The organism is Alloalcanivorax sp. C16-1, from assembly GCF_046507805.1.
Classification (GTDB): domain Bacteria; phylum Pseudomonadota; class Gammaproteobacteria; order Pseudomonadales; family Alcanivoracaceae; genus Alloalcanivorax.
This window is the reverse complement of the sequence record NZ_JBKFTK010000001.1, coordinates 990,448-1,009,303: the sequence shown is the minus strand read 5'-3', so window position 1 is coordinate 1,009,303 and position 18,856 is coordinate 990,448. Positions and strand designations below refer to the sequence as shown.

The 18,856-nt window shown below is 67.4% G+C and carries 22 protein-coding genes; 12 read left to right on the top strand and 10 right to left on the bottom strand.

Translation table 11 applies throughout. The annotated features are described in order from the left end of the window. Nucleotides 1–9: 9 nt before the first annotated feature. From ACLD0W_RS04845 to pilG, 5 genes are read right to left on the bottom strand one after another with little or no spacing between them, the layout of a single operon-like run. Nucleotides 10–885: a CheR family methyltransferase gene (locus ACLD0W_RS04845; protein WP_410306358.1), complete on the bottom strand. Its 876-nt coding sequence runs from the start codon at nt 883–885 to the stop codon at nt 10–12. Between the two features lie 31 nt (nt 886–916). Beyond that, nucleotides 917–2,941: a methyl-accepting chemotaxis protein gene (locus ACLD0W_RS04840; protein WP_410306357.1), complete on the bottom strand. Its 2,025-nt coding sequence runs from the start codon at nt 2,939–2,941 to the stop codon at nt 917–919. Nucleotides 2,942–2,990: 49 nt separating this feature from the next. Further along, nucleotides 2,991–3,539: a chemotaxis protein CheW gene (locus ACLD0W_RS04835; protein ID WP_410306356.1), complete on the bottom strand. Its 549-nt coding sequence runs from the start codon at nt 3,537–3,539 to the stop codon at nt 2,991–2,993. Between the two features lie 7 nt (nt 3,540–3,546). Then, a complete protein-coding gene (pilH, locus tag ACLD0W_RS04830) occupies nt 3,547–3,915 on the bottom strand; it encodes a twitching motility response regulator PilH (protein ID WP_204426765.1) in 369 nt (122 codons plus the stop codon). A gap of 44 nt (nt 3,916–3,959) precedes the next feature. After that, nucleotides 3,960–4,337 (bottom strand): twitching motility response regulator PilG, encoded by a 378-nt coding sequence (pilG, locus tag ACLD0W_RS04825; RefSeq protein WP_067606169.1) that lies wholly within the window; start codon nt 4,335–4,337, stop codon nt 3,960–3,962. Nucleotides 4,338–4,649: 312 nt separating this feature from the next. On the opposite strand from pilG, the gene gshB reads away from it, so the two are divergent. From gshB to ruvX, 4 genes are all read left to right on the top strand, one after another. Continuing rightward, a complete protein-coding gene (gene gshB / locus ACLD0W_RS04820; RefSeq protein WP_410306355.1) occupies nt 4,650–5,597 on the top strand; it encodes a glutathione synthase in 948 nt (315 codons plus the stop codon). 82 nt (nt 5,598–5,679) lie between these two features. Then, complete coding sequence (locus ACLD0W_RS04815; RefSeq protein WP_410306354.1) at nt 5,680–6,549, top strand: energy transducer TonB; 870 nt, start codon at nt 5,680–5,682, stop codon at nt 6,547–6,549. 55 nt (nt 6,550–6,604) lie between these two features. Beyond that, nucleotides 6,605–7,168 (top strand): YqgE/AlgH family protein, encoded by a 564-nt coding sequence (locus ACLD0W_RS04810; RefSeq protein WP_410306353.1) that lies wholly within the window; start codon nt 6,605–6,607, stop codon nt 7,166–7,168. After that, a complete protein-coding gene (ruvX, locus tag ACLD0W_RS04805) occupies nt 7,168–7,572 on the top strand; it encodes a Holliday junction resolvase RuvX (protein ID WP_410306805.1) in 405 nt (134 codons plus the stop codon). Before ACLD0W_RS04810 ends, ruvX begins: the two co-directional genes overlap by 1 nt. Nucleotides 7,573–7,630: 58 nt before the next feature. Here the strand turns inward: ruvX and ACLD0W_RS04800 are convergent, their stop codons facing one another. Next, nucleotides 7,631–8,209, bottom strand: coding sequence for a DUF2780 domain-containing protein (locus ACLD0W_RS04800; protein WP_410306352.1), 579 nt, complete (start codon nt 8,207–8,209; stop codon nt 7,631–7,633). A 185-nt stretch (nt 8,210–8,394) separates the two neighbouring features. Between ACLD0W_RS04800 and pyrR the strand changes: the two genes are divergently transcribed. Genes pyrR through ACLD0W_RS04785 form a run of 3 tightly spaced genes read left to right on the top strand, consistent with a single transcriptional unit; the run spans nt 8,395 to nt 11,193 of the window. Continuing rightward, nucleotides 8,395–8,910, top strand: a complete 516-nt coding sequence (gene pyrR / locus ACLD0W_RS04795) for a bifunctional pyr operon transcriptional regulator/uracil phosphoribosyltransferase PyrR (RefSeq protein ID WP_410306351.1) — start codon at nt 8,395–8,397, stop codon at nt 8,908–8,910. After that, nucleotides 8,907–9,923, top strand: a complete 1,017-nt coding sequence (locus tag ACLD0W_RS04790) for an aspartate carbamoyltransferase catalytic subunit (protein WP_228232780.1) — start codon at nt 8,907–8,909, stop codon at nt 9,921–9,923. Before pyrR ends, ACLD0W_RS04790 begins: the two co-directional genes overlap by 4 nt. Continuing rightward, nucleotides 9,913–11,193, top strand: a complete 1,281-nt coding sequence (locus ACLD0W_RS04785) for a dihydroorotase (protein ID WP_410306350.1) — start codon at nt 9,913–9,915, stop codon at nt 11,191–11,193. Before ACLD0W_RS04790 ends, ACLD0W_RS04785 begins: the two co-directional genes overlap by 11 nt. Before the next feature lie 16 nt (nt 11,194–11,209). On the opposite strand, the gene dsbG is transcribed toward ACLD0W_RS04785, so the two are convergent. Both dsbG and ACLD0W_RS04775 read right to left on the bottom strand, forming a co-directional pair. Further along, nucleotides 11,210–11,782 carry a thiol:disulfide interchange protein DsbG gene (gene dsbG / locus ACLD0W_RS04780; protein WP_410306349.1) on the bottom strand — a complete coding sequence of 191 codons (573 nt, stop codon included), beginning with the start codon at nt 11,780–11,782 and terminating at the stop codon, nt 11,210–11,212. A 3-nt stretch (nt 11,783–11,785) separates the two neighbouring features. Then, nucleotides 11,786–12,604, bottom strand: a complete 819-nt coding sequence (locus ACLD0W_RS04775) for a prolipoprotein diacylglyceryl transferase family protein (protein ID WP_410306348.1) — start codon at nt 12,602–12,604, stop codon at nt 11,786–11,788. Between the two features lie 124 nt (nt 12,605–12,728). Between ACLD0W_RS04775 and ACLD0W_RS04770 the strand changes: the two genes are divergently transcribed. Together ACLD0W_RS04770 and ACLD0W_RS04765 are read left to right on the top strand one after the other, a co-directional pair. Continuing rightward, the gene (locus ACLD0W_RS04770; protein ID WP_410306347.1) at nt 12,729–13,391 is read left to right on the top strand and encodes a response regulator; all 663 of its coding nucleotides are present in this window, start codon (nt 12,729–12,731) and stop codon (nt 13,389–13,391) included. After that, nucleotides 13,388–14,695, top strand: a complete 1,308-nt coding sequence (locus ACLD0W_RS04765) for a sensor histidine kinase (protein ID WP_410306346.1) — start codon at nt 13,388–13,390, stop codon at nt 14,693–14,695. The genes ACLD0W_RS04770 and ACLD0W_RS04765 overlap by 4 nt, the downstream gene beginning before the upstream one ends. Here ACLD0W_RS04765 and ACLD0W_RS04760 read toward each other — a convergent pair. Together ACLD0W_RS04760 and ACLD0W_RS04755 are read right to left on the bottom strand one after the other, a co-directional pair. Continuing rightward, nucleotides 14,667–15,191: a DUF4136 domain-containing protein gene (locus ACLD0W_RS04760; RefSeq protein ID WP_410306345.1), complete on the bottom strand. Its 525-nt coding sequence runs from the start codon at nt 15,189–15,191 to the stop codon at nt 14,667–14,669. The genes ACLD0W_RS04765 and ACLD0W_RS04760 overlap by 29 nt on opposite strands. 59 nt (nt 15,192–15,250) lie before the next feature. Then, nucleotides 15,251–16,150 carry a LysR family transcriptional regulator gene (locus ACLD0W_RS04755; protein ID WP_410306344.1) on the bottom strand — a complete coding sequence of 300 codons (900 nt, stop codon included), beginning with the start codon at nt 16,148–16,150 and terminating at the stop codon, nt 15,251–15,253. 97 nt (nt 16,151–16,247) lie between these two features. On the opposite strand from ACLD0W_RS04755, the gene ACLD0W_RS04750 reads away from it, so the two are divergent. Genes ACLD0W_RS04750 through ACLD0W_RS04740 form a run of 3 tightly spaced genes read left to right on the top strand, consistent with a single transcriptional unit; the run spans nt 16,248 to nt 18,827 of the window. Continuing rightward, entirely contained in the window at nt 16,248–16,871 is a 624-nt protein-coding gene (locus tag ACLD0W_RS04750; protein ID WP_410306343.1) for an FMN-dependent NADH-azoreductase, read from the top strand. Between the two features lie 47 nt (nt 16,872–16,918). After that, nucleotides 16,919–17,923 carry a glutathione S-transferase family protein gene (locus ACLD0W_RS04745; protein WP_410306342.1) on the top strand — a complete coding sequence of 335 codons (1,005 nt, stop codon included), beginning with the start codon at nt 16,919–16,921 and terminating at the stop codon, nt 17,921–17,923. A 46-nt stretch (nt 17,924–17,969) separates the two neighbouring features. Then, nucleotides 17,970–18,827 (top strand): pirin family protein, encoded by an 858-nt coding sequence (locus tag ACLD0W_RS04740; RefSeq protein ID WP_410306341.1) that lies wholly within the window; start codon nt 17,970–17,972, stop codon nt 18,825–18,827. Nucleotides 18,828–18,856 lie beyond the last annotated feature (29 nt).

The window sequence follows — 18,856 nt, the reverse complement described above, 5'->3', positions numbered from 1 at the left end:
CCCGCGTTCTTATTGCCGGCGCCGGAAGGCCAGGGTGTCGGCGAACTGGACACGTTCCAGTCGCGGATCCTGCCAATCGGTGATTTCGCCGGGTCCGAGCACCAGTAATCCCCCGGGTGCCAGCCGGCCGGCCAGCCGGTTGACGATCTGCCGTTTCCGCCAGCGGCGGAAGTAAATCAGCATGTTCTGGCAAAAGATCAGGTCCATGTTGTCCATCGGTGCCTGATCCAGATTCAGCACGTTCAGATAGGCGAAGCACACCCGCTCGCGCAGCGTCTGGGCCACCTGTTGGTGGCGGCCGTCAGCGTCGCTGAAGTAGGCCGCGCGCAGCGCCGGGTCGATCTGCTCCACCCGGCGGCGGGGGAACAGGCCACGGCGCGCCTTGGACAGGGTGGGCAGGCTGATGTCGGTGCCGGTGATGCCGTAGAACAGAGGCTTGCCGCTGTCGGCGAAGCGCTCGTTGATCAGCATCGCCAGGGAATAGGCTTCCTCGCCGGTGGAACAGCCCACGCTCCAGGCATTGAGGGTGGCGCCGCCGGGCCGCTCGGTGGCGAACCGGTCGACGAATTCCTGCACCAGGGCGAACGAGCCCGGATGCCGGAAGAAGCTGGTCTCCTGGACCGTGAGGCGGTCCACCAGTACCGACCATTCCATGGCGCGGGCCTCGGTGGCGCCGGTGACCAGCTGCTCGTAATACAGGTCGTAACTGGCGATGCCCAGCTCGCGCATGCGGATATTGAGGCTGGTCTCCAGGAACGGCTTGCGCTCCGCCGCCAGCGTCATGCCGGTGCGCTCCTCGAGCAGGGCCTGCCAGAGCTGGAACTGCTCGGCATCCATGGCGGGGGCGCTCTTGATCGACCAGCGATCTGTCACTGCGTAACCCATGGTTCCGTCTCCGGAACCGGCTCAGGCCGGCTCAGGAATGTTCCGGCAGGCGGAAGCCGGCCACCGAATTCCGCATCTCCTGGGCCATTTCCGCCAGATCGCCAATCGAGCGGGCGGTGGCGGTGGTACCGGCGGAGGTCTGCGAGGTAATTTCCTGGATCACGTTCATGGTGTTGGAGATGTGACCCGCGGAGGCGGCCTGCTGGCGCGCCGCGTTGGAAATGTTCTGGATCAGGTCGGCCAGGTTCTTGGATACGTTTTCAATTTCTTCCAGCGCCACACCGGCGTCCTGGGCCAGGCGCGCACCCTTCACCACCTCGGCGGTGGTGGCCTCCATGGAGATCACCGCCTCGTTGGTGTCGGTCTGAATGGTTTTCACCAGGGTTTCAATCTGCTTGGTGGCGGCGGCGGAACGTTCCGCCAGGCGCTGCACCTCATCCGCCACCACCGCGAAGCCGCGGCCCGCTTCGCCGGCCATGGACGCCTGGATGGCGGCGTTCAAAGCCAGAATGTTGGTCTGGTCGGCGATGTCGTTGATCAACGATACGATGTCGCCAATCTCCTGGGAGGATTCACCCAGGCGCTTGATCCGCTTGGAGGTTTCCTGGATCTGCTCGCGGATGGTGTCCATGCCGTGGATGGTGGCCTGCACCACTTCCGCGCCCTTGTTGGCGATCGCCACCGCTTTTTCCGCCACCGCGGCGGACTCGGCGGCGTTGGCGGATACCTGGTCAATGGACACCGCCATTTCGTTCACCGCCGCCGAGGCGCCGGCGATTTCCTGGGCCTGGTGCTCGGAGGCTTCCGCCAGGTGCATGGCGGTGGACTGGGTTTCCTGGGCGGCGGACGCCACCTGCACGGCGGAGTTGTTGATGGTCTGTACCAGGCTGCGCAGCTGGTCGATGGAGTAGTTGATGGAGTCGGCGATGGCGCCGGTGAAGTCCTCGGTCACCGTCGCTTCCACGGTCAGGTCACCGTCGGCCAGGTCGCCCAGTTCGTCGAGCAGACGCAGAATCGCCGCTTGGTTACGCTGGTTCTCGCTTTCCAGTTCGTTCCGGCGGCGGGCCGCCTCGCGGTTACGCTGCAGCATGATCAGGAAGAACATCAGTACCGCGATACCGGCGCACACGGCGCCCAGCCCCAGGGACGGGAACAGGCCGGTGGTGGTGCTCTCGAACTGCTCGTTCAGGTTGGTGGATTCCTGCAGCAGATCCTGGGAGGTGCGGAAAATGGTGTCGGCGGCGCTGGCCACCTGAAACAGATCCGGGGCGGTATAGAGAATCTCGTCGATGGACTGGGTGACGAATTCATCGAACAGACGGGACACCCGTTGCAGATAGTTGAGCGCCTCGGGGTTGGTGATCTGCTGGATGCCCATGGCCGGGTCGCCCTGCAGCATGCCGTTGAGCACGCGACCGAACTCGGTGGCGTCGCGGCCGAAGTTGTCGGCGGCGATCACCGCGTTGTCATCGCCTTCCAGTACCCGGGAAATGGAGCGCAGAATCCGTTCGGTGAGCAGAATCTGACGCTGGGCGAAGGCCACCTGATCGGGCGCGGCGTTGGTCGCCACCAGGATGTCCACCACCGCCTGGTATTCGGATTGCAGCTGGGGGATGGCCTGGGCCAGGGTATCCGCCACTTCGTGCAGGTCGAGCACCGCGTCGCGGCCGTTCAGAATGGTGGCGGTGTCCTCGCTGGCCTGATCCCACAGGGCCTGCAGGCGCTGCTTGACCTGATCGTTGGCCACCGGTTCTTCCTTGAGCCGGTTCCAGGCACCCTGAAAGTCGCCACGGGAATCCTGCAGCAGCACGAAGGCGTCGGCGTTCCCGGACGAAGCCTCCAGCGCGTTCTTGGCGATCTGCTGGGAGACCACGCGCAGTTCCGAGGCGTCGGTGATGTTTTCCTGGGCCAGGTTGGCCCGGGTCGCCGACAACAGAAAGTTGGCCAGCGCCAGGGCGATGAAAATGGCAAGCCCGATGTACAGGGCGATATTGAGCGGATTGCCCCCCGCGCTCCCCCGTGCCTTGCTGAACACGTTTCCCGGTTTGAACTTCATAACTGGCTCCTGGCCTGGCTCTGTTCTTATCTCCCCGGCGCGCCTTGCCTCAGCCCGTGCGGGCCGCCTGCATGAAGCGCGGATCCTGTGCCAGCCGCGTCAGGCTGAACACGGACCAGAGTTCCCCGTCCCTCAGATAGCCGCCACGCAGATAAGGCCCCAGGTCCTCGTACTCCGCGGTCGGCACCGGCCGGTAGGCATCGAGGGGGAAGTGCTGCATGCCCTGCACCTCATCCACGATGACTCCGGTATAAAGATCGTGCTGATCCAACACCAACAATCTGCGCCGTCGTTCCTGCAGCTCCGAAGCGCGGCCCAGGAAACGGCTCAGATCCATGATCGTCATCAGGCGGCCGCGCACGTTGGCCACCCCTTTCATCCAGGGCATCACCCCGGGCACCCGGGTGTAGGCCGGCACCGAGAGGATTTCCGACACCTCGTCCATGGGCGCCACCAGCCGGTGACGGTCCAGGGTGAAGCCCACGCCGCTCCAGTAGTCGACCGCGTCTTCCTGCATCGGCAGGCTGGCGGCCAGCCGGCGGCAGCGGACCAGATAGTCCGCCAGTTTGACGAAGGCGGCGGAGGCGGCGGTGCTCATGGATGCGTCACGCGCCGGTCAGCTGCCGGTCCACGGTCTGCAGCAGCACGTCTTCGTCCACCGGCTTGGTCAGGTAATCGCGGGCGCCCTGACGCTTGCCCCAGACCCGGTCGGTTTCCTGATCCTTGGTGGTCACGATGATGATCGGGATATGGGCGGTATCGGCGCCCTTGGTCAGTTGCCGGGTGGCCTGAAAGCCGTTCAGGCCGGGCATTACCACGTCCATCAGCACCAGGTCGGGCAGTTCGGAGCGGGCCAGCGCCACGCCGTCGGCGCCGTTGGCGGCCTCCAGGACGTGGTGGCCGTGTTTTTCCAGGATCTCCCGCAGTTTGTAGCACTCGGTGGGAGAATCATCGACGATCAGAATGCGTGCCATCTTTTCCTCTTCGGGTTGAGCGTCGCGGCTGCATTGAAGCGGTATTAAACGTGTTGACGAATGGCGCCCAGCAGTTCGTCCTTGGAGAACGGCTTGGTCAGGTATTCGTCGGACCCCACGATCCGGCCCTTGGCCTTGTCGAACAGGCCGTCCTTGGAGGACAGCATGATCACCGGCGTCGCCTTGAAGGCGCTGTTGTTCTTGATCAGGGCACAGGTCTGGTAGCCGTCCAGTCGCGGCATCATGATGTCCACGAAAATGATACTCGGCTTGCTGTCGGCGATCTTGGCCAGGGCATCGAACCCGTCGGTGGCGGTAATCACCTCGCAGCCCGCTTTCTTCAGCAAGGTTTCGGCGGTACGACGAATGGTTTTGGAGTCGTCGATCACCATTACCTTCAGGTCTTGGAAATTGTCAGTCATGGAGAACTGCCTTCAATCGTGAACCGTTACGGGCCGCAACGTCATGTCAGCGGGAGGCGCGGGCACAGCCGCCGTCCGGCGACGCCGAAAATCAGAGTTATTATGGGTCCGGTGAGCCTCTTCTTTGATCCCCGTTACGACTTTGTTCGGAGGCCCTACTGGGTGAAACAGCCCAAGCCGAGGTTTTAACACAGTTTCTACATTCAATCTATAAGACCCTGTGGGACCTGAGAAAAGCGTCCCGTAGCGGCCCGCGCGAGGCACTGATACCATTGCCCGGCATCCCTGCCGCGACTATTTCCTGGAGCCTCCATGAGCCTGAACATCGGCGTGGTGATGGACCCCATCGACCACATCAAACCCTGGAAAGACACCACCCTGGCCATGTTGCTGGAAGCCCAGCGGCGCGGTTGGGCCATCCATTATATGGAGCCCGCCGATCTGTACGTGCGCGACGGCGAGGTGCGGGCGGTAACCCGCGACCTGACCGTGCGCGACAATAATGACGACTGGTTCACACTTGGCGAGCCGGCGCCCCGGCCCCTGGCCGGTCTGGACATGATCCTGATGCGCCAGGACCCGCCCTTCAACGCCGCCTATCTGTACGCCACCTATATGTTGGAGAAGGTGGAGCGCGAAGGCGTGATGGTGGTCAACAGACCGGCCAGTGTCCGCGACAGCAACGAAAAACTGTTCGCCACCGATTTTCCCCAGTGCTGCGTGCCCACCCTGGTGTCCGGCCGCGCCGATCGTCTGCGCGAGTTTGTAAAGGAGCAGGGTGACACGGTGATGAAGCCGCTGGACGCCATGGGTGGCACCAATGTGTTCCGCATCGAGCCGGGCAGCGCCAACCTGAGCGTGATCATCGACGTGCTCACCGAGAACGGCAAAACGCCGGTGATGGCCCAGCGCTTCATTCCCGAGATCAAGGACGGCGACAAGCGCATCCTGATGATCAACGGCGAACCGGTGGACTACGCCCTGGCCCGCATTCCCAAGGAAGGCGAATTCCGGGGCAACCTGGCCGCCGGCGGCACCGGTCAGGGGCGTGAGCTGACCGACCGGGATCGCTGGATCTGCCAGCAGGTGGGCCCGGTGCTGCGCGAGAAGGGGCTCTACTTCGTGGGTCTGGATGTGATCGGCGACTACCTCACCGAGATCAATGTGACCAGCCCCACCTGCGTGCGCGAGCTGGACCAGATCTACGGCATCAATATCGCCGGCCAGCTGTTCGACGCCCTGCTGGAACTGCGCGGCTGATCGGGGAAATGCGCGCTACGTCCTGGGCGGCGTGGCGTGTTCCGGGGACAATGGGCACGATAATAAAGACACAAGATCCTTCATGGCTGCTCCTCAGGTAACCGCCGCCGACCGGCTCGGCTTCACATTGTTTCTGGCCCTGGCCGTGCACGGCGTGGTGCTGTTCGGCGTCCGTTTCGCGCCGGAGAAGCCGCGCGCGGCGCCCAACAGCCTGGAAGTGACCCTGGCCATGCACCGCGCCGACCAGGAACCGGAAGAGGCCGATTTCATCGCCCAGGCCAACCAGGCCGGTGCCGGTGACCAGGCGGAGAAGCGTGAGCTGACCACCACCGAAACCGCCCCGTTCAGCGACCCGGACACCGACACCGTGCAGCTGCAGGCGCCGTCCGCCCGGGAGCCGCGCCCGGTCACCCGCCAGAAGATCATCGTCACCCGCGCGCGCAGCGACCGGCCCGAGGAAAGCGAACAGAGCGACCGCCAGGAAAAAACGCCACGTCAGAAGGCGGAGCGGGACAACATGGACGAACTGAGCCGGGAGATCGCCAGCCTGCAGGCGCGCCTCGATCAGCAAAAGCAGGCCTACGCCAAGCGGCCCCGCATCCGCCGGCTCACCTCGGTGTCCGCCAAGGCCCATTACGAAGCCGCCTACATCGACGCTTTCCGCCGCAAGGTGGAGGTGGCCGGCACCCGCCACTTCCCCCGCCAGGCCCTGGAGAACAACACCTTCGGCGGGGTGCGGTTGATGGTGGCGCTGCGCCGCAACGGCGACATCGAGGAAGTGAAGGTGCTGGAATCCTCCGGGCACCGGTTCCTGGACCAGGCGGCGATCCAGAGCGTGCGGTTGGCGGCGCCGTTCGAGCCGTTCACCGACGAGATGCGCGAGCGCATGGACGTGCTGGAAATCATCCGCACCTGGCGCTTCGACGCCGGGCGCCGGGTGTCGTCCCAGTAGCGCCGGCGGCGCTTGTTCCCTTGCCCTCGCCGGGGCCGCGCCGGATACTGTGGCCATGGACAACGCCAGCCTCAAACATCAGCTTCTGATCGCCATGCCGCAGATGGACGATCCCAACTTCGAACACACCGTCACCTACATGGTGGAGCACAGTGACGAAGGCGCCATGGGGTTGACGCTGAACCGACCGGTATCGCTGAGCCTCAACGACATCCTGGCGGACATGGACATCGAGGTGGAAGTGCCCCCGTCCGAGCACCACCAGGTGGTGGCCGGCGGCCCGATCCAGCAGGACTCCGGTTTCGTGCTGCACCGCAGCACCCCGCGGCTGTGGGACTCCAGTATTCAGCTGGCCGACGGCCTGTGCCTGACCACCTCCCGGGACATCATGGAAGCCATCGCCCTGGGCGAGGGCCCGGAGGCCACCCTGGTGTGCCTCGGCTACGCCGGCTGGGACCGGGGACAACTGGAACAGGAGCTGGCCGAGAACGTCTGGCTGAGCGCCGCCAGTTCCCCGGAACTGGTGCTGGACACTCCCTTCAATCAACGCTGGCAGGCCGCCGCCGCCGGCCTCGGCGTGGACATCAGCCTGATCGCCACCCAGGTGGGCCACGGTTGATCCTGCTGGCCTTCGACTACGGTACCAAAAAGATCGGCCTGGCCACGGGCAATGATCTGATCGGTACCGCCTCGCCTCTGCCGCCGCTGCCCAGCCACAACGGCCAGCCGGACTGGGACCGGGTGACGGCCCTGCTCGACGAATGGCGCCCGGACACTCTGGTGGTGGGGCTGCCGCTCAATATGGACGGCACCGAAAGCCCCTCCAGCGCCCGCGCGCGCAAGTTCGCCCGCCGGCTGCACGGCCGCTTCGGCCTGCCGGTGGTGATGGTGGATGAGCGTCTGTCCACCCGCGAAGCCCGCGAACGCACCGGCCAGCGCGGCCCGGACCCGAAAGTGGACTCCATGGCCGCGGTGGTGATCGCCGAGGGGCTGCTGAACGGCGCCGAGCCGATACCGCCGTGACGGGCGCCCGGCTCAAGGCACGCCGCCGACGCCGCTGAGGGCGTCGGCGGCATCAGGCTCAGGTGGCCGGGGCCCAGAGGTTCTGGAGGGCGCCGATGACCGGGCCGGCCACGCCCTGGTTGCCCAGGAACTGAGTAATGATCGGCGTGAACTGGCCGATCATTTCCGGGCTCAGGCCCAGGGCGTTGAACGCCTGCTGCACGCCGGCCAGGGTCTTCACGTTGCCGAGCACGCCGCTCAGCAGGCCGCCGCCGGCGCCCTGGCCACCGCCGAGCAGGGTGCCGAGGCCGGAGACCTGGTCGGTGACGCCGCTGAACTGGTCGCCGGACAGCTGGGTTTTGGCCAGCGAGAACAGCGCGGCGGTGCCGCCGGCGGCCTGTTCGGTGGACACACCGAGCTGACTGGACAGATCGTTCACCAGGGTGGCGGTGTCGCCGGCCAGCCGGGCGCCGTCCACGGTGGCCTGGGATCGGTTGGTGGCGTCGGTGGCTTTTTTCTGTGCCTGATCCACCGCCTTGTTGGCGGAATCCATGGCGCCCTTGAGGTCGAACGCCTGAACCGGTTGCGCGAACGCGGCCACCAGGGCCACCGCTGCTATACTCTTGGTAAAGGCCATGCTCTTGGTAAAGAGTGTCATCCTAATTCCTGTTTTCCGTATCCATGTTGATGAACCCCCTAACGCCGCTCCGGCGCCGGTGGCCGTGGCGCGAGTGTAAACCAGGATGGGCTCCGGCAGGTTGGCGCGGCTCGCAAAAGACGCACGGCGCGCCGGCGATCTGCTACTCTACGCCGGTTCGAATCATCCACTTTCAGGAGACACCCTTGCGCTGGAACGAAGCGGAGATCGAGGCGCGCCTGGCCGCCATGGCGGAGCGGGTCGCGGCCGAGTATGGCGAGGCGCCGCCGGCGCTGGTGGGCATTCAGTCCGGCGGTGCCTGGGTGGCCGAGGCGCTCAACGCCCGGCTGGCCACCGCCGCGCCCCTGGGGTCCCTGGACGTGAGTTTCTACCGGGACGACTTCGACACCCGCGGACTGAAACGCACGGTGAAGCCGTCGGATCTGCCGTTCGAGGTGGACGGGGCCCATCTGCTGCTGGTGGACGACGTGCTGATGACCGGCCGCACCATCCGCGCCGCCATGAACGAACTGTTCGATTACGGCCGGCCGGCCTCGATCCGGCTGGCGGTGCTGTTCGACATCGGTCACCGGGAATTGCCGATCCGTCCTGATATTTGCGGGGAAACTTTGGCATTGCCGCCCCATCAGCGGGTAGAATTACGCGGGCCCGCGCCCCTGGTCGCGGAGGTGATTGAGATCCCCGTAAAGGCTGACGAATGACGCTTGCGCCGCCGCCCTCCTCCCGCGTGCAGCTCACCGATGACGGCAAGCTGCGACACTTTCTTTCCGTCGAACATCTCTCCCGTTCCCTGCTGGAAGACATCCTGGACACCGCCGCCAGTTTCGTCGACGTGGGCGGGCGCGCCATCAAGAAGGTGCCCCTGCTGCGCGGCAAGACGGTGGTGAACCTGTTCTTCGAATCCAGCACGCGCACGCGCAGCACCTTCGAGCTGGCCGCCAAGCGGCTCAGCGCCGACGTGCTCAACCTGGACATCGCCAAGTCCGCCACCAGCAAGGGCGAGACCCTGCTGGACACCCTGCGCAACCTGGAGGCGATGGCCGCCGACATGTTCGTGGTGCGCCACCAGGATTCCGGCGCGCCCTTCTTCATCGCCAACGAGGTGACCCCCGGCGTGGCGGTGATCAACGCCGGCGACGGCCGCCACGCGCACCCCACCCAGGCGATGCTGGATATGTACACCATCCGCCACTATAAGGGCGGCTTCGCCGGCCTGCGGGTGGCGATCGTCGGCGATGTGCTGCATTCGCGGGTGGCCCGCTCCCAGGTGCACGCGCTCAATATTCTGGGCGCCGAGGAAGTGCGCCTGATCGGCCCGCGTACCCTGCTGCCGGTGGCCGCCGCCGAGAGCCTGGGCGTCACCGTTTGCCACGACATGGCCCAGGGCCTCAAGGACGTGGACGTGGTGATCATGCTGCGCCTGCAAAAGGAACGCATGGACTCCGCCTTCCTGCCCAGCGAGGCGGAATTCTTCCGCCTGTACGGGCTGAACAACGAAAAACTGCGCCACGCCAAGCCGGACGCCATCGTCATGCACCCGGGACCGATCAACCGGGGCGTGGAAATCGCCTCCGAGGTGGCCGACGGCCCCCGCTCGGTGATTCTCAACCAGGTGACCTTCGGCATCGCCGTGCGCATGGCGGTGATGTCCATGGCCATCAGCGGCCAGGAAAGCAGCCAGAACCCGGAGCAGGGAGACCAGCATGGCCGCTAAGGCGCATCTGTTGATTCGCAAGGGCCGGGTGATCGACCCTGCCTCCGGCCGCGACGAGGTGGCCGACCTGCTGGTGGAGGACGGCCGTCTGGTGCGCATCGGCGCCAGCCTGGACGCCCCCGGCGCGGAGATCGTGGAGGCCGAGGGCCTGTGGGTGATCCCCGGCCTGGTGGACGCCTGCGTGCATCTGTCGCTGCCGGACAGCGGCCGCGCCGGCGACGTGACCTCGGAAACCCGCGCCGCCGCCGCCGGCGGCATCACCCACCTGGCCGCCCAGCCGGATTGCGGCCCGGTGGATTCCACCGCGGTGGTGCGCCTGATCCGCGAACAGGCCGGCCAGGCCGGCTTCGCGCGGGTGCTGCCGGTGGCCGCCCTGACCCAGGATCTGGATGGCGTGCAGTTGGCCGAGATGGCCACCCTGGCCCGGGCCGGCTGCATCGCCGTGGGCCAGGCCGGCGCGCCGGTGGCGGACGCCCTGGTGCTCAAGCGCGGCCTGGAATACGCCGCCACCTTCGATCTGCCGGTGATGTTCCGGCCCCAGGACGCGGCCCTGGCCGCCGGCGGCTGCGCCCACGACGGACCGGTGGCCACCCGGCTGGGGCTGCCCGGCATTCCGGCGGTGGCGGAATCCGTGGAGCTGGCCCGGGACCTGCTGCTGGTGGAGGCCACCGGGGTGCGCGCCCACTTCCAGCAAATCTCCAGCCGCGAATCCCTGCCCCTGCTGCGCGCCGCCAAGGCCCGCGGGCTGCCGGTGACCGCCGATGTGAGTGTTCACCATCTGCTGCTGGACGAATCCGCCCTGGAAGGCTTCGACAGCCACTGCCACGTGATCCCGCCCCTGCGCGGCGCCGCCGACCGGGAAGCCCTGCTGGCGGCGGTGGCCGACGGCACCATCGATGCGGTGTGCTCCCAGCACCAGCCCGCCGGCTCGTTCAGCAAGACCGCCCCGTTCCCCGCCACCCGGCCGGGCATCTCCGGCCTGGACACCCTGCTGCCGCTGATGCTCAAGCTGGTGGACGACGGCGCCCTGCCGTTGCACCGGGCGCTGGAGGCGGTGACCGCGTCGCCGGCGCGCTGCCTGGGCATCCAGGCCGGCCATCTGGAAGCCGGCCGGCCGGCCAGCCTGTGCGTGCTGGCGGCGGGCGAGAGCCGCACCCTGTCCAGCCACTGGCTGTCCGCCGGCCGCAACTCTCCCTGGCTGCACAGCCGCCTGCCCGGCGCGGTGAAACTCACCGTCTGCCAGGGCAAGGTCAGCTGGCTGAGCGACTGAGGGCCGCCGGCGGCCCTCAGTCCAGCTGAAACACCAGGCCGCGCAGGGTTTCCGGCTGCAACACGCCGGGGGCGAACTCCAGCTTGCCGGCCGGGTCCCGGAAAATCGTCGCCGGCGTGCCGCGAATGCCGAACTCCCGCATCAGCGCGTTGTTCTCCCTGAGCTGACGGCCCATCGCCTCGGGCACCGGGTCCAGCGGCTTCAATTCGCCCTTCTCGCCTTGCGCCAGCGCCGCCGCCGGGTCGTCCGCGGCCAGCACCGCCGCCCCTTCCCCGTAGCTGCCCGGGCGCAGCACCGCTACCACCACATGGCGCACCTGGGTGCGGTTGTCCGGGTCCGCCAGCAGGGGGCGCATGTCCCGCCACTGGCGCTCGCAATAGGGGCACTTCAGGTCGGTGAAGGTGTACACCACCCGGTCCGGGTTTTCCGCGCCCTCCGCCACCCAGTGGCTCCGTTCCAGTACGTCGAAAATCTGTCTTTCCAGCGCCGCCCGGTCCTTCGGCGTGTCCTCTTGGGCCTGGACGGCACCGGCGCTCAGAGTGGCGATCAGCAGCAGGGTCAGGGGGCGGAAAAAGCGGGATAACGGCACGGTTCACTCCGGGTCGGATGGAAGATGGGGGCGCAAAAAATGGCGCAGGCTGGCCGGCGACAGCGGGCCCAGGTGGCTGTTCACCACCCGGCCCCGGTCGTCCACCAGCAAGGTGGTGGGCAGGCCGCCGCCCAGGGCGCGGCCCAGGTCCCGGTGGGGGTCCAGCAAGACCCGTTCCAACCGCAGACCCCCGGTGCTCAGATACTGGCGCACGGTGTCGGCGTCCTCGCCCTGGTTGGCGTACAGAAAGCGCACCGCCGGGTAATCGGTTTGCCCCTGCTGCAGCACCGGCATTTCCCGCCGGCAGGGCGGGCACCAGCTGGCCCACAGATTGATCAGGGTCAGGCGTCCTTGGGTGGCGTCCGTCAGGGCCACCGGCGTGCCGCCCAGGTCGTACAGCGTGGCCTCGGGCAAGGGGGCGTCCCCGGCGCGCAGCGGCGCCAGGGCCAGGCCGGTCAGCAGGGCCGCCACCGCGCCGACCGTGCCGACACGTCCGGCTTCGGCCAGCGCCTTGCGATGGCCACGCCAGCGGGCCAGGGCGAGCCCCGCCAGCGCCCCCAGCACCGCCCCCGGCCACCAGAAACCGCCGTCGCGCACGTCCAGCATGGCCAGCGGCCCGGTGTACTGGTCCAGGTAGCGGAGCACGAACGCCAGCCGCGCGCCGATCAGCCCGCTGAACAGCATCCAGCTGAGCACCGGCTCGGCGTCCGGCCGTTTCCGGCGGCGCCGCCAGGCGGCCAGTATCCAGGCGACGATCACGCCGGCCAGCCAGGGCAGCACGGCCAGCGGCAGGGCCAGGGGGCCCAGATTGAAGGCGGTCATGAAAGCGGCTTTCTCCCGAGCGGTCTCTTGAGCGGTTGTCGACGACAGGCTGGCCGCCGATGATTAACGCCCGGTTAATTCGGCGCGGCCAGGATACCCGGCACGGTGAGCGGTGGGAGCGATAATGCACATTCTGCTGGTGGAAGACGATGCCCTGTTGGGCGACGGCGTACAGGCGGGCCTGGAGGTGCACGGCTTTTCGGTGGCCTGGGTACCGAATGCCGGCGCCGCGGAGGCGGCGCTGGCCGGCGCGGCATTCGATCTGGTGGTGCTGGACCTGGGCCTTCCGGATCGGGATGGTCTGTCGCTGCTGCGCCAATGGCGTCGGCAGGGTCGCGATGAGCCGGTGCTGGTGCTGACCGCCAGGGACGGCATCGCCCACCGGGTCGCCGGGCTCAACGCCGGCGCCGATGATTACCTGGAAAAACCCTTCGACCTGGACGAGCTGGTGGCGCGGGTACACGCCCTGTTGCGCCGGGCGGAGGGCCGGGCGGCGCCGCTGGTGGAATATGGCCGGCTGCGCTTCGACCCGGCCCGCCAACAGGTCTGGCTGGATCAACGGGAAATGGCCCTGACGCGCCGGGAGCGGGCTCTGCTTCAGGCGCTGCTCGGCGCCCGGGGGCGGGTGCTGACCGCCGACGACCTGGCCGACCGGGTCTACGGCTGGACCGAGAGTGTGGAGAGCAATGCCCTGGCGGTGCACATCCACAGCCTGCGCCGCAAGTTCGGTGAGGGGCTGATCGAGACCGTGCGCGGCGAGGGCTATCGTCTGGGGACCCCACCGTGAGGCTGGCGCCCGCCAGTTTGCGCGGCCGCCTGCTGCTGGGACTGGGTCTGGGTCTGTCGGTGCTGTGGCTGCTGCTGGCGGTATGGCTGCACCACGAGGTGCGCGACCGGGTGGCGGCGGTGCTCGACCAGCGGCTGGCGGCGTCGGCGCGGATGGTGGCGTCGCTGGTGGACGCCGGCGCGGCGGTGCCGGCGGCCCTGGCGAAAGGTGGCCGGCTGCCCCTGCGTGGCATCGCCTGCGAAGTGAGCGGTCTGCGCGGGGAGCTGCTGGCCCGTTCCAGCGGGGCCCCGGAGGGCGGTCTGGCACTGGATGGGGATGGCTTTGGCCAGCGCCATCTGGACGGTGAACTCTGGCGGGTGTTCACGGTGACCCAGGGTGATCTGAGAGTGGCATCCGCCGAACGCATGGCCGGGCGCACCGGCTTTATGCGTCAGGTGGCCCTGGTGCTGCTGGCGGCCCTGTCCCTTGGCCTTCTGGCCAGCCTGGCCCTGGTCTGGTGGGCGGTGGGCCGGGCCCTGGGCCCGCTGTCCTCGTTGCGCGACCAGCTGGCTGGCCGCGATGCCGGTGACCGGCGGACGGTGGCCACGCCACCGGGGGCGGTGGAACTGGAACCCATGGTGGCCACGCTCAACCAGGTGTTCGGCCGCGAACGGGAGGCCCTGGATCGGGAGCGCCGGCTCACCGACGACCTGGCCCATGAACTGCGCACCCCCTTGGCGGCGATCCGCACCCAGCTGCAGGTGGCGCAGCGCACCGAGGGGCCCCGCGCCGAACACGCCCGGGACGCGGCTCAGCAGGCGGCGGAGCGGCTCGGCCACAGCCTGGACCAGTTGCTGGCCCTGGCTCGGGAGCGCAGTGCCCCGGCGGATCGGGCGTCCCTGGACACGGTGCTGGACGGGGTATTGGAGGAACTGGCGGCGTCGCTTCGGGAACGGAACCTGAGCGTGCGGCGGGAGGCCGTGGCCGGCGTGCCGGCGGCGCCCGCCGGGCTGGTGCGCATCGTGCTGCGCAACGTGCTGGAGAATGCGGTGCGTCACAGCCCGGAAGGCGGGGTGATCACCTTGGCGCCGTTGGACGACGGGCGCGTGGGGCTGTGCATTGATGATCAGGGGCCCGGCCTGACTCCGGAACAGCGCCGCCGGGCCCTGCAGCGGGGTTGGCGCGGCCATGGCGGTGGTCGTGGCCTGGGGCTGGCCATCGTCACCACCATCATGGCGCGTACCGATGGCCGGGTGGCCCTGGACGGGGCGCCGGGCGGCGGCCTGCGCGTGCGGGTCAGCTGGCCGCCGGCGGATAGCGCTTGAGCATCTCGGCCACCATTTTGTCGATGCGCTCGGCGCGCCGCTGGCTGCTCAGTTCTTCATAGAGGGTGTCGCGGCTGGTGGCTTCCCAGACCACGTCCTTGGTGGCGCGGTCCACCATGGCCACCTGCAGCTTGTATTCCTTGTAGGTTTCGCCTTCCACCGGGGTGCTGGTGGACAGGCCATAGCCGCGCCCGAACCAGCCGAAGCCGAACTGCACGCCGCTGCCCTGGAATTTCTCCACCGGCACGAACCGGTAGCGCACCAGCATATCCGCCTGGTCCTTACCCGCGCTTTGCAGCGGGTGGTTGGCCAGCTCCCGGCGCAAGGCCTGCTGCACCCGCTGGCCGTCCAGGCTGAGCACCTCCTCATCGTCCGCGGGCGGATCAATGGCGTAGCTGCTGTATTCGGCGAAATCCGTGCCGCTGCGGTGATCCACCACCACCGGCGACACGCAGCCGGCCAGGGTCACGGCGAGAAACAGGGCAAACCAGCGCATGGTCTTTCTCCAGAATGGAAACGTGAGCTCCAGTATAAGCCGGTATCGGCGGGGTTACGTCAATGCCCGTCCTGGTCCTCGCCGGACGCCAGTTGCGCTTTGATGCCCTCGCCGAGAAAACGGGCGGCGCGCCCGGCGTACTGGCCGTCCGCGTAAACCAGGTAGAGGTCCTGGTAGCGGTCCACGCCTTCCCGCAGGGGCAGCGGCGTGAGCGCGCCGGAGGCCAGGTCGTCACGGATCTCCGGTTCCGGCACCCAGGCGAAGCCCAGGCCGCGCAGCAGCGCCTGCCGGCGGGTGTGGCCGTGGGAGAAGGTCCAGCGTTTCTCGGCGCCCAGCCAGCCGGAATCCACCCGCTGGCGACCGGAGTCGCGTACCACCAGCTGGCGGTGGGGGCGCAGATCGTCCAGGCCCAGCGGGCCCTGATGGTGCAGCGGGTGCCCCGCCGCCGCCACCGCCACGAAGCGGATGCGGATCAAGTGGTCGCCCATGAAGCCCGGCGGTACCCGACCGGTGATGGCCAGGTCCGCCTCGTGGCGCAGCAGGGCCTCCTCCGAGCCGGACAGAATGGTCTCCTGAAACTCCACCCGGGTCAGCGGGCTTTCCTCCGCCAGGCGCACCAGGGCGCACAGCACCAGGGTCTGCGGAAACAGGCCGTCGGCGGCCACTCGCACCAGGGGCTCCCAGCCGTGACCGAACTGGATGGCACTGCTTTCGATGCGGCCGGCCTCCTCCAGCAGTACCTTGGCCTGCCGGTAAAGCAGATGACCGGTTTCGGTCAGTTTGGCCCGGCGACCCTCCAGGGCGAAGGCGCGCACGCCCAGCTCGGTCTCGATTTTCTGCACCGCGTAGCTGATCGCCGACTGGCTCTTGTCCAGCGCCTCGGCGGCGGCGGCGTAGCCGCCCTCGTCCACCACCGCGATCAGTGCCTGCCATTGGTCCAAAGTAATTTTGGTCGACATATCGAATCAGTTGGCCATATCACACAGATGGATGCCGTTTTATATCGGATGATCCGAAAAGACAATGGGGCCATTCCCATCTTCCACGGAGACGGCCATGACCCGCATCCTCTATCTGCAAAACAGCCTGTTCGGCGCCGACGGCGCCTCCAGCCGCCTGAGCCGCGCCTTTATCGACGGTTACCGCGACGCCCACCCGGACACCGAGGTGGTGACCCGGGATCTGGTCAGTGACGGCGTGCCGCACCTGGACCTGGAACGGGCGGGTGCCCTGCGCGGCTTCAGCGACGGGCTCAACCAGGCACAGAAAGACGTTTTGGCCCGCTCCGACGCCTTCGTGCAGGAACTGCGCGACGCGGACCTGGTGGTGATCGGCATGCCGATGTACAACTTCGGCGCGCCCACCCAGTTCAAGGCCTGGATCGATCACATCGCCCGTGCCGGCGTCACCTTCAAGTACACCGACACCGGCCCGGTGGGCCTGCTCGAGGACAAACCGGTTCGCGTGTTCGCGGCCCACGGCGGTGTGCACGCCGGCCAGCCCTACGAAACCACCACGGTGTTCGTAAAACAGATTTTCGGTTTCATGGGTATTCGCGACGTCCGTTTCATTTACGCTGAAGGGCTCAACATGGGCGACGAGGTCAAGCACCAGGCGCTGGCCCGGGCGGAGGCGGAAATCGCCGCCGAACTGGAGGCGCTGAGCGCCACCGCCGCCTGAGCGCGGCACCGCCAACCCGGAAAGTCAGACACGGACAGGAGAGCGATATGGGACTGCTGGTCGACGGACAATGGCAGGACAAGTGGTACGACACCAAGAGCACCGGCGGGCGCTTCAAGCGCTCGGAAAGCCAGTTTCGCAACTGGGTCACCGCCGACGGCGCCGCCGGCCCGTCCGGTGACGACGGTTTCAAGGCGCAATCGGGCCGCTACCACCTGTACGTATCCTTCGCCTGCCCCTGGGCGCACCGGGCGCTGGTGATGCGCGCCTGGAAGGGCCTGGAACAGCACATCGACGTGTCGGTGGTACACCCGCACATGCTCGAGAACGGCTGGGAGCTGCGCGACGACTTCGACGGCGCCACCGGCGACCCGCTGTACGGCCTGGACAAGCTCTATCAGCTGTATCTGAAGGCCGACCCTCATTACACCGGCCGGGTCACGGTGCCGGTGCTGTGGGACAAGGAGCGGGAAACCATCGTCAGCAACGAGTCGGCGGACATCATCCGCATGCTCAACGGCGCTTTCGATGATCTCGGTGCGCGGCCCGGGGACTATTACCCCGAAGACCTGCGCGAGGCCATCGAGGCGATCAACGAGCCGGTCTATCACCATGTGAACAACGGCGTCTACAAGTCCGGCTTCGCCACCGGCCAGGAGGCCTACGACGAGGCGGTGACCGCCCTGTTCGACACCCTGGAGGACCTGGAGCGGAGGCTGGGCGAGAGCCGTTACCTGGTGGGCAACACCCTCACCGAGGCGGACCTGCGGCTGTGGACCACGCTGGTGCGTTTCGACGCGGTCTATGTCACCCACTTCAAGTGCGACCGCAAGCGCATCGTCGACTACCCGAATCTGAACGGGCTGCTCAACGAACTGTATCAGCTGCCCGGCGTGCCGGAGACGGTGCACATGGACCATATCCGCCACCATTATTTCCGCAGCCATCCCACGGTGAACCCCCACGGGATCATCCCGATCGGCCCGGATCTGGATTTCACCGCGCCCCATGGCCGTGAGCGGCTGGGCGAGCGGGAAATACGCGGCGCCTGAATCGGCCGGCGCCGCCGTGGATGCCCGCAAGGGCGAGGAGGCCATCATGAAAGATCGTCGTGTACTGCATACCATCCGGGCCCTGGAAACCTCCGACGGCGCCGGCGTCCGCCTGAAGCGGGCCCTCGGCCACAATCCCTCGGTGAGGCTGGATCCTTTCCTGATGCTGGACGCTTTCTCCTCGGACAATCCGGACGATTACATTGCCGGGTTCCCCGCGCACCCGCACCGGGGTTTCGAGACCGTGACCTACCTGGTCGAAGGGCACATGAAGCACCGCGACCATCTGGGCAACGAAGGCGACCTCAAACAGGGCGGCGTGCAGTGGATGACCGCCGGGCGCGGTATCATCCATGAAGAAATGCCCCAGCAGCAGGACGGTCTGCTGCGTGGCTTCCAGTTGTGGATCAACCTGCCGGCCCGGGAAAAAATGAAACCGGCGGGCTATCGGGACGTGGCGGACACGGAGATGCCGCGCCTTGACCTGGCCGGTGGCGGCCAGGTCAAGGCGATTGCCGGCGAGGTGGTGCTGGACGGGGAAACCCTGAGCGCGCCGGTCAAAGGCGGCGCCACGGATCCGCTGTATCTGGACGTGAAACTGCGTGCGGGTGAGTCGCTTACGGTGCCGATCAAGGCCGGTTACAACGCCTTTCTGTACCTGTTCGAGGGCGGCCTGAGCGTGGCCGGCGAAACGGTGCCGGCGGAACACACCGCGGTGCTCGACGACGGCGACCAGGTCACCCTGGCAGCCGGCGACCGGGGCGCGCGGCTGGTGCTGCTGGCGGGTAAACCCCTGGGCGAGCCCATCGCCCAGTACGGTCCTTTCGTGATGAACACTCAGGAAGAGATCGAGCAGGCCCTGCGCGACTACCGCGCCGGTACCCTCACCGAACCCGCGGCCTGACGCGATAGCCCTCGTCTCCATGCAGCGAG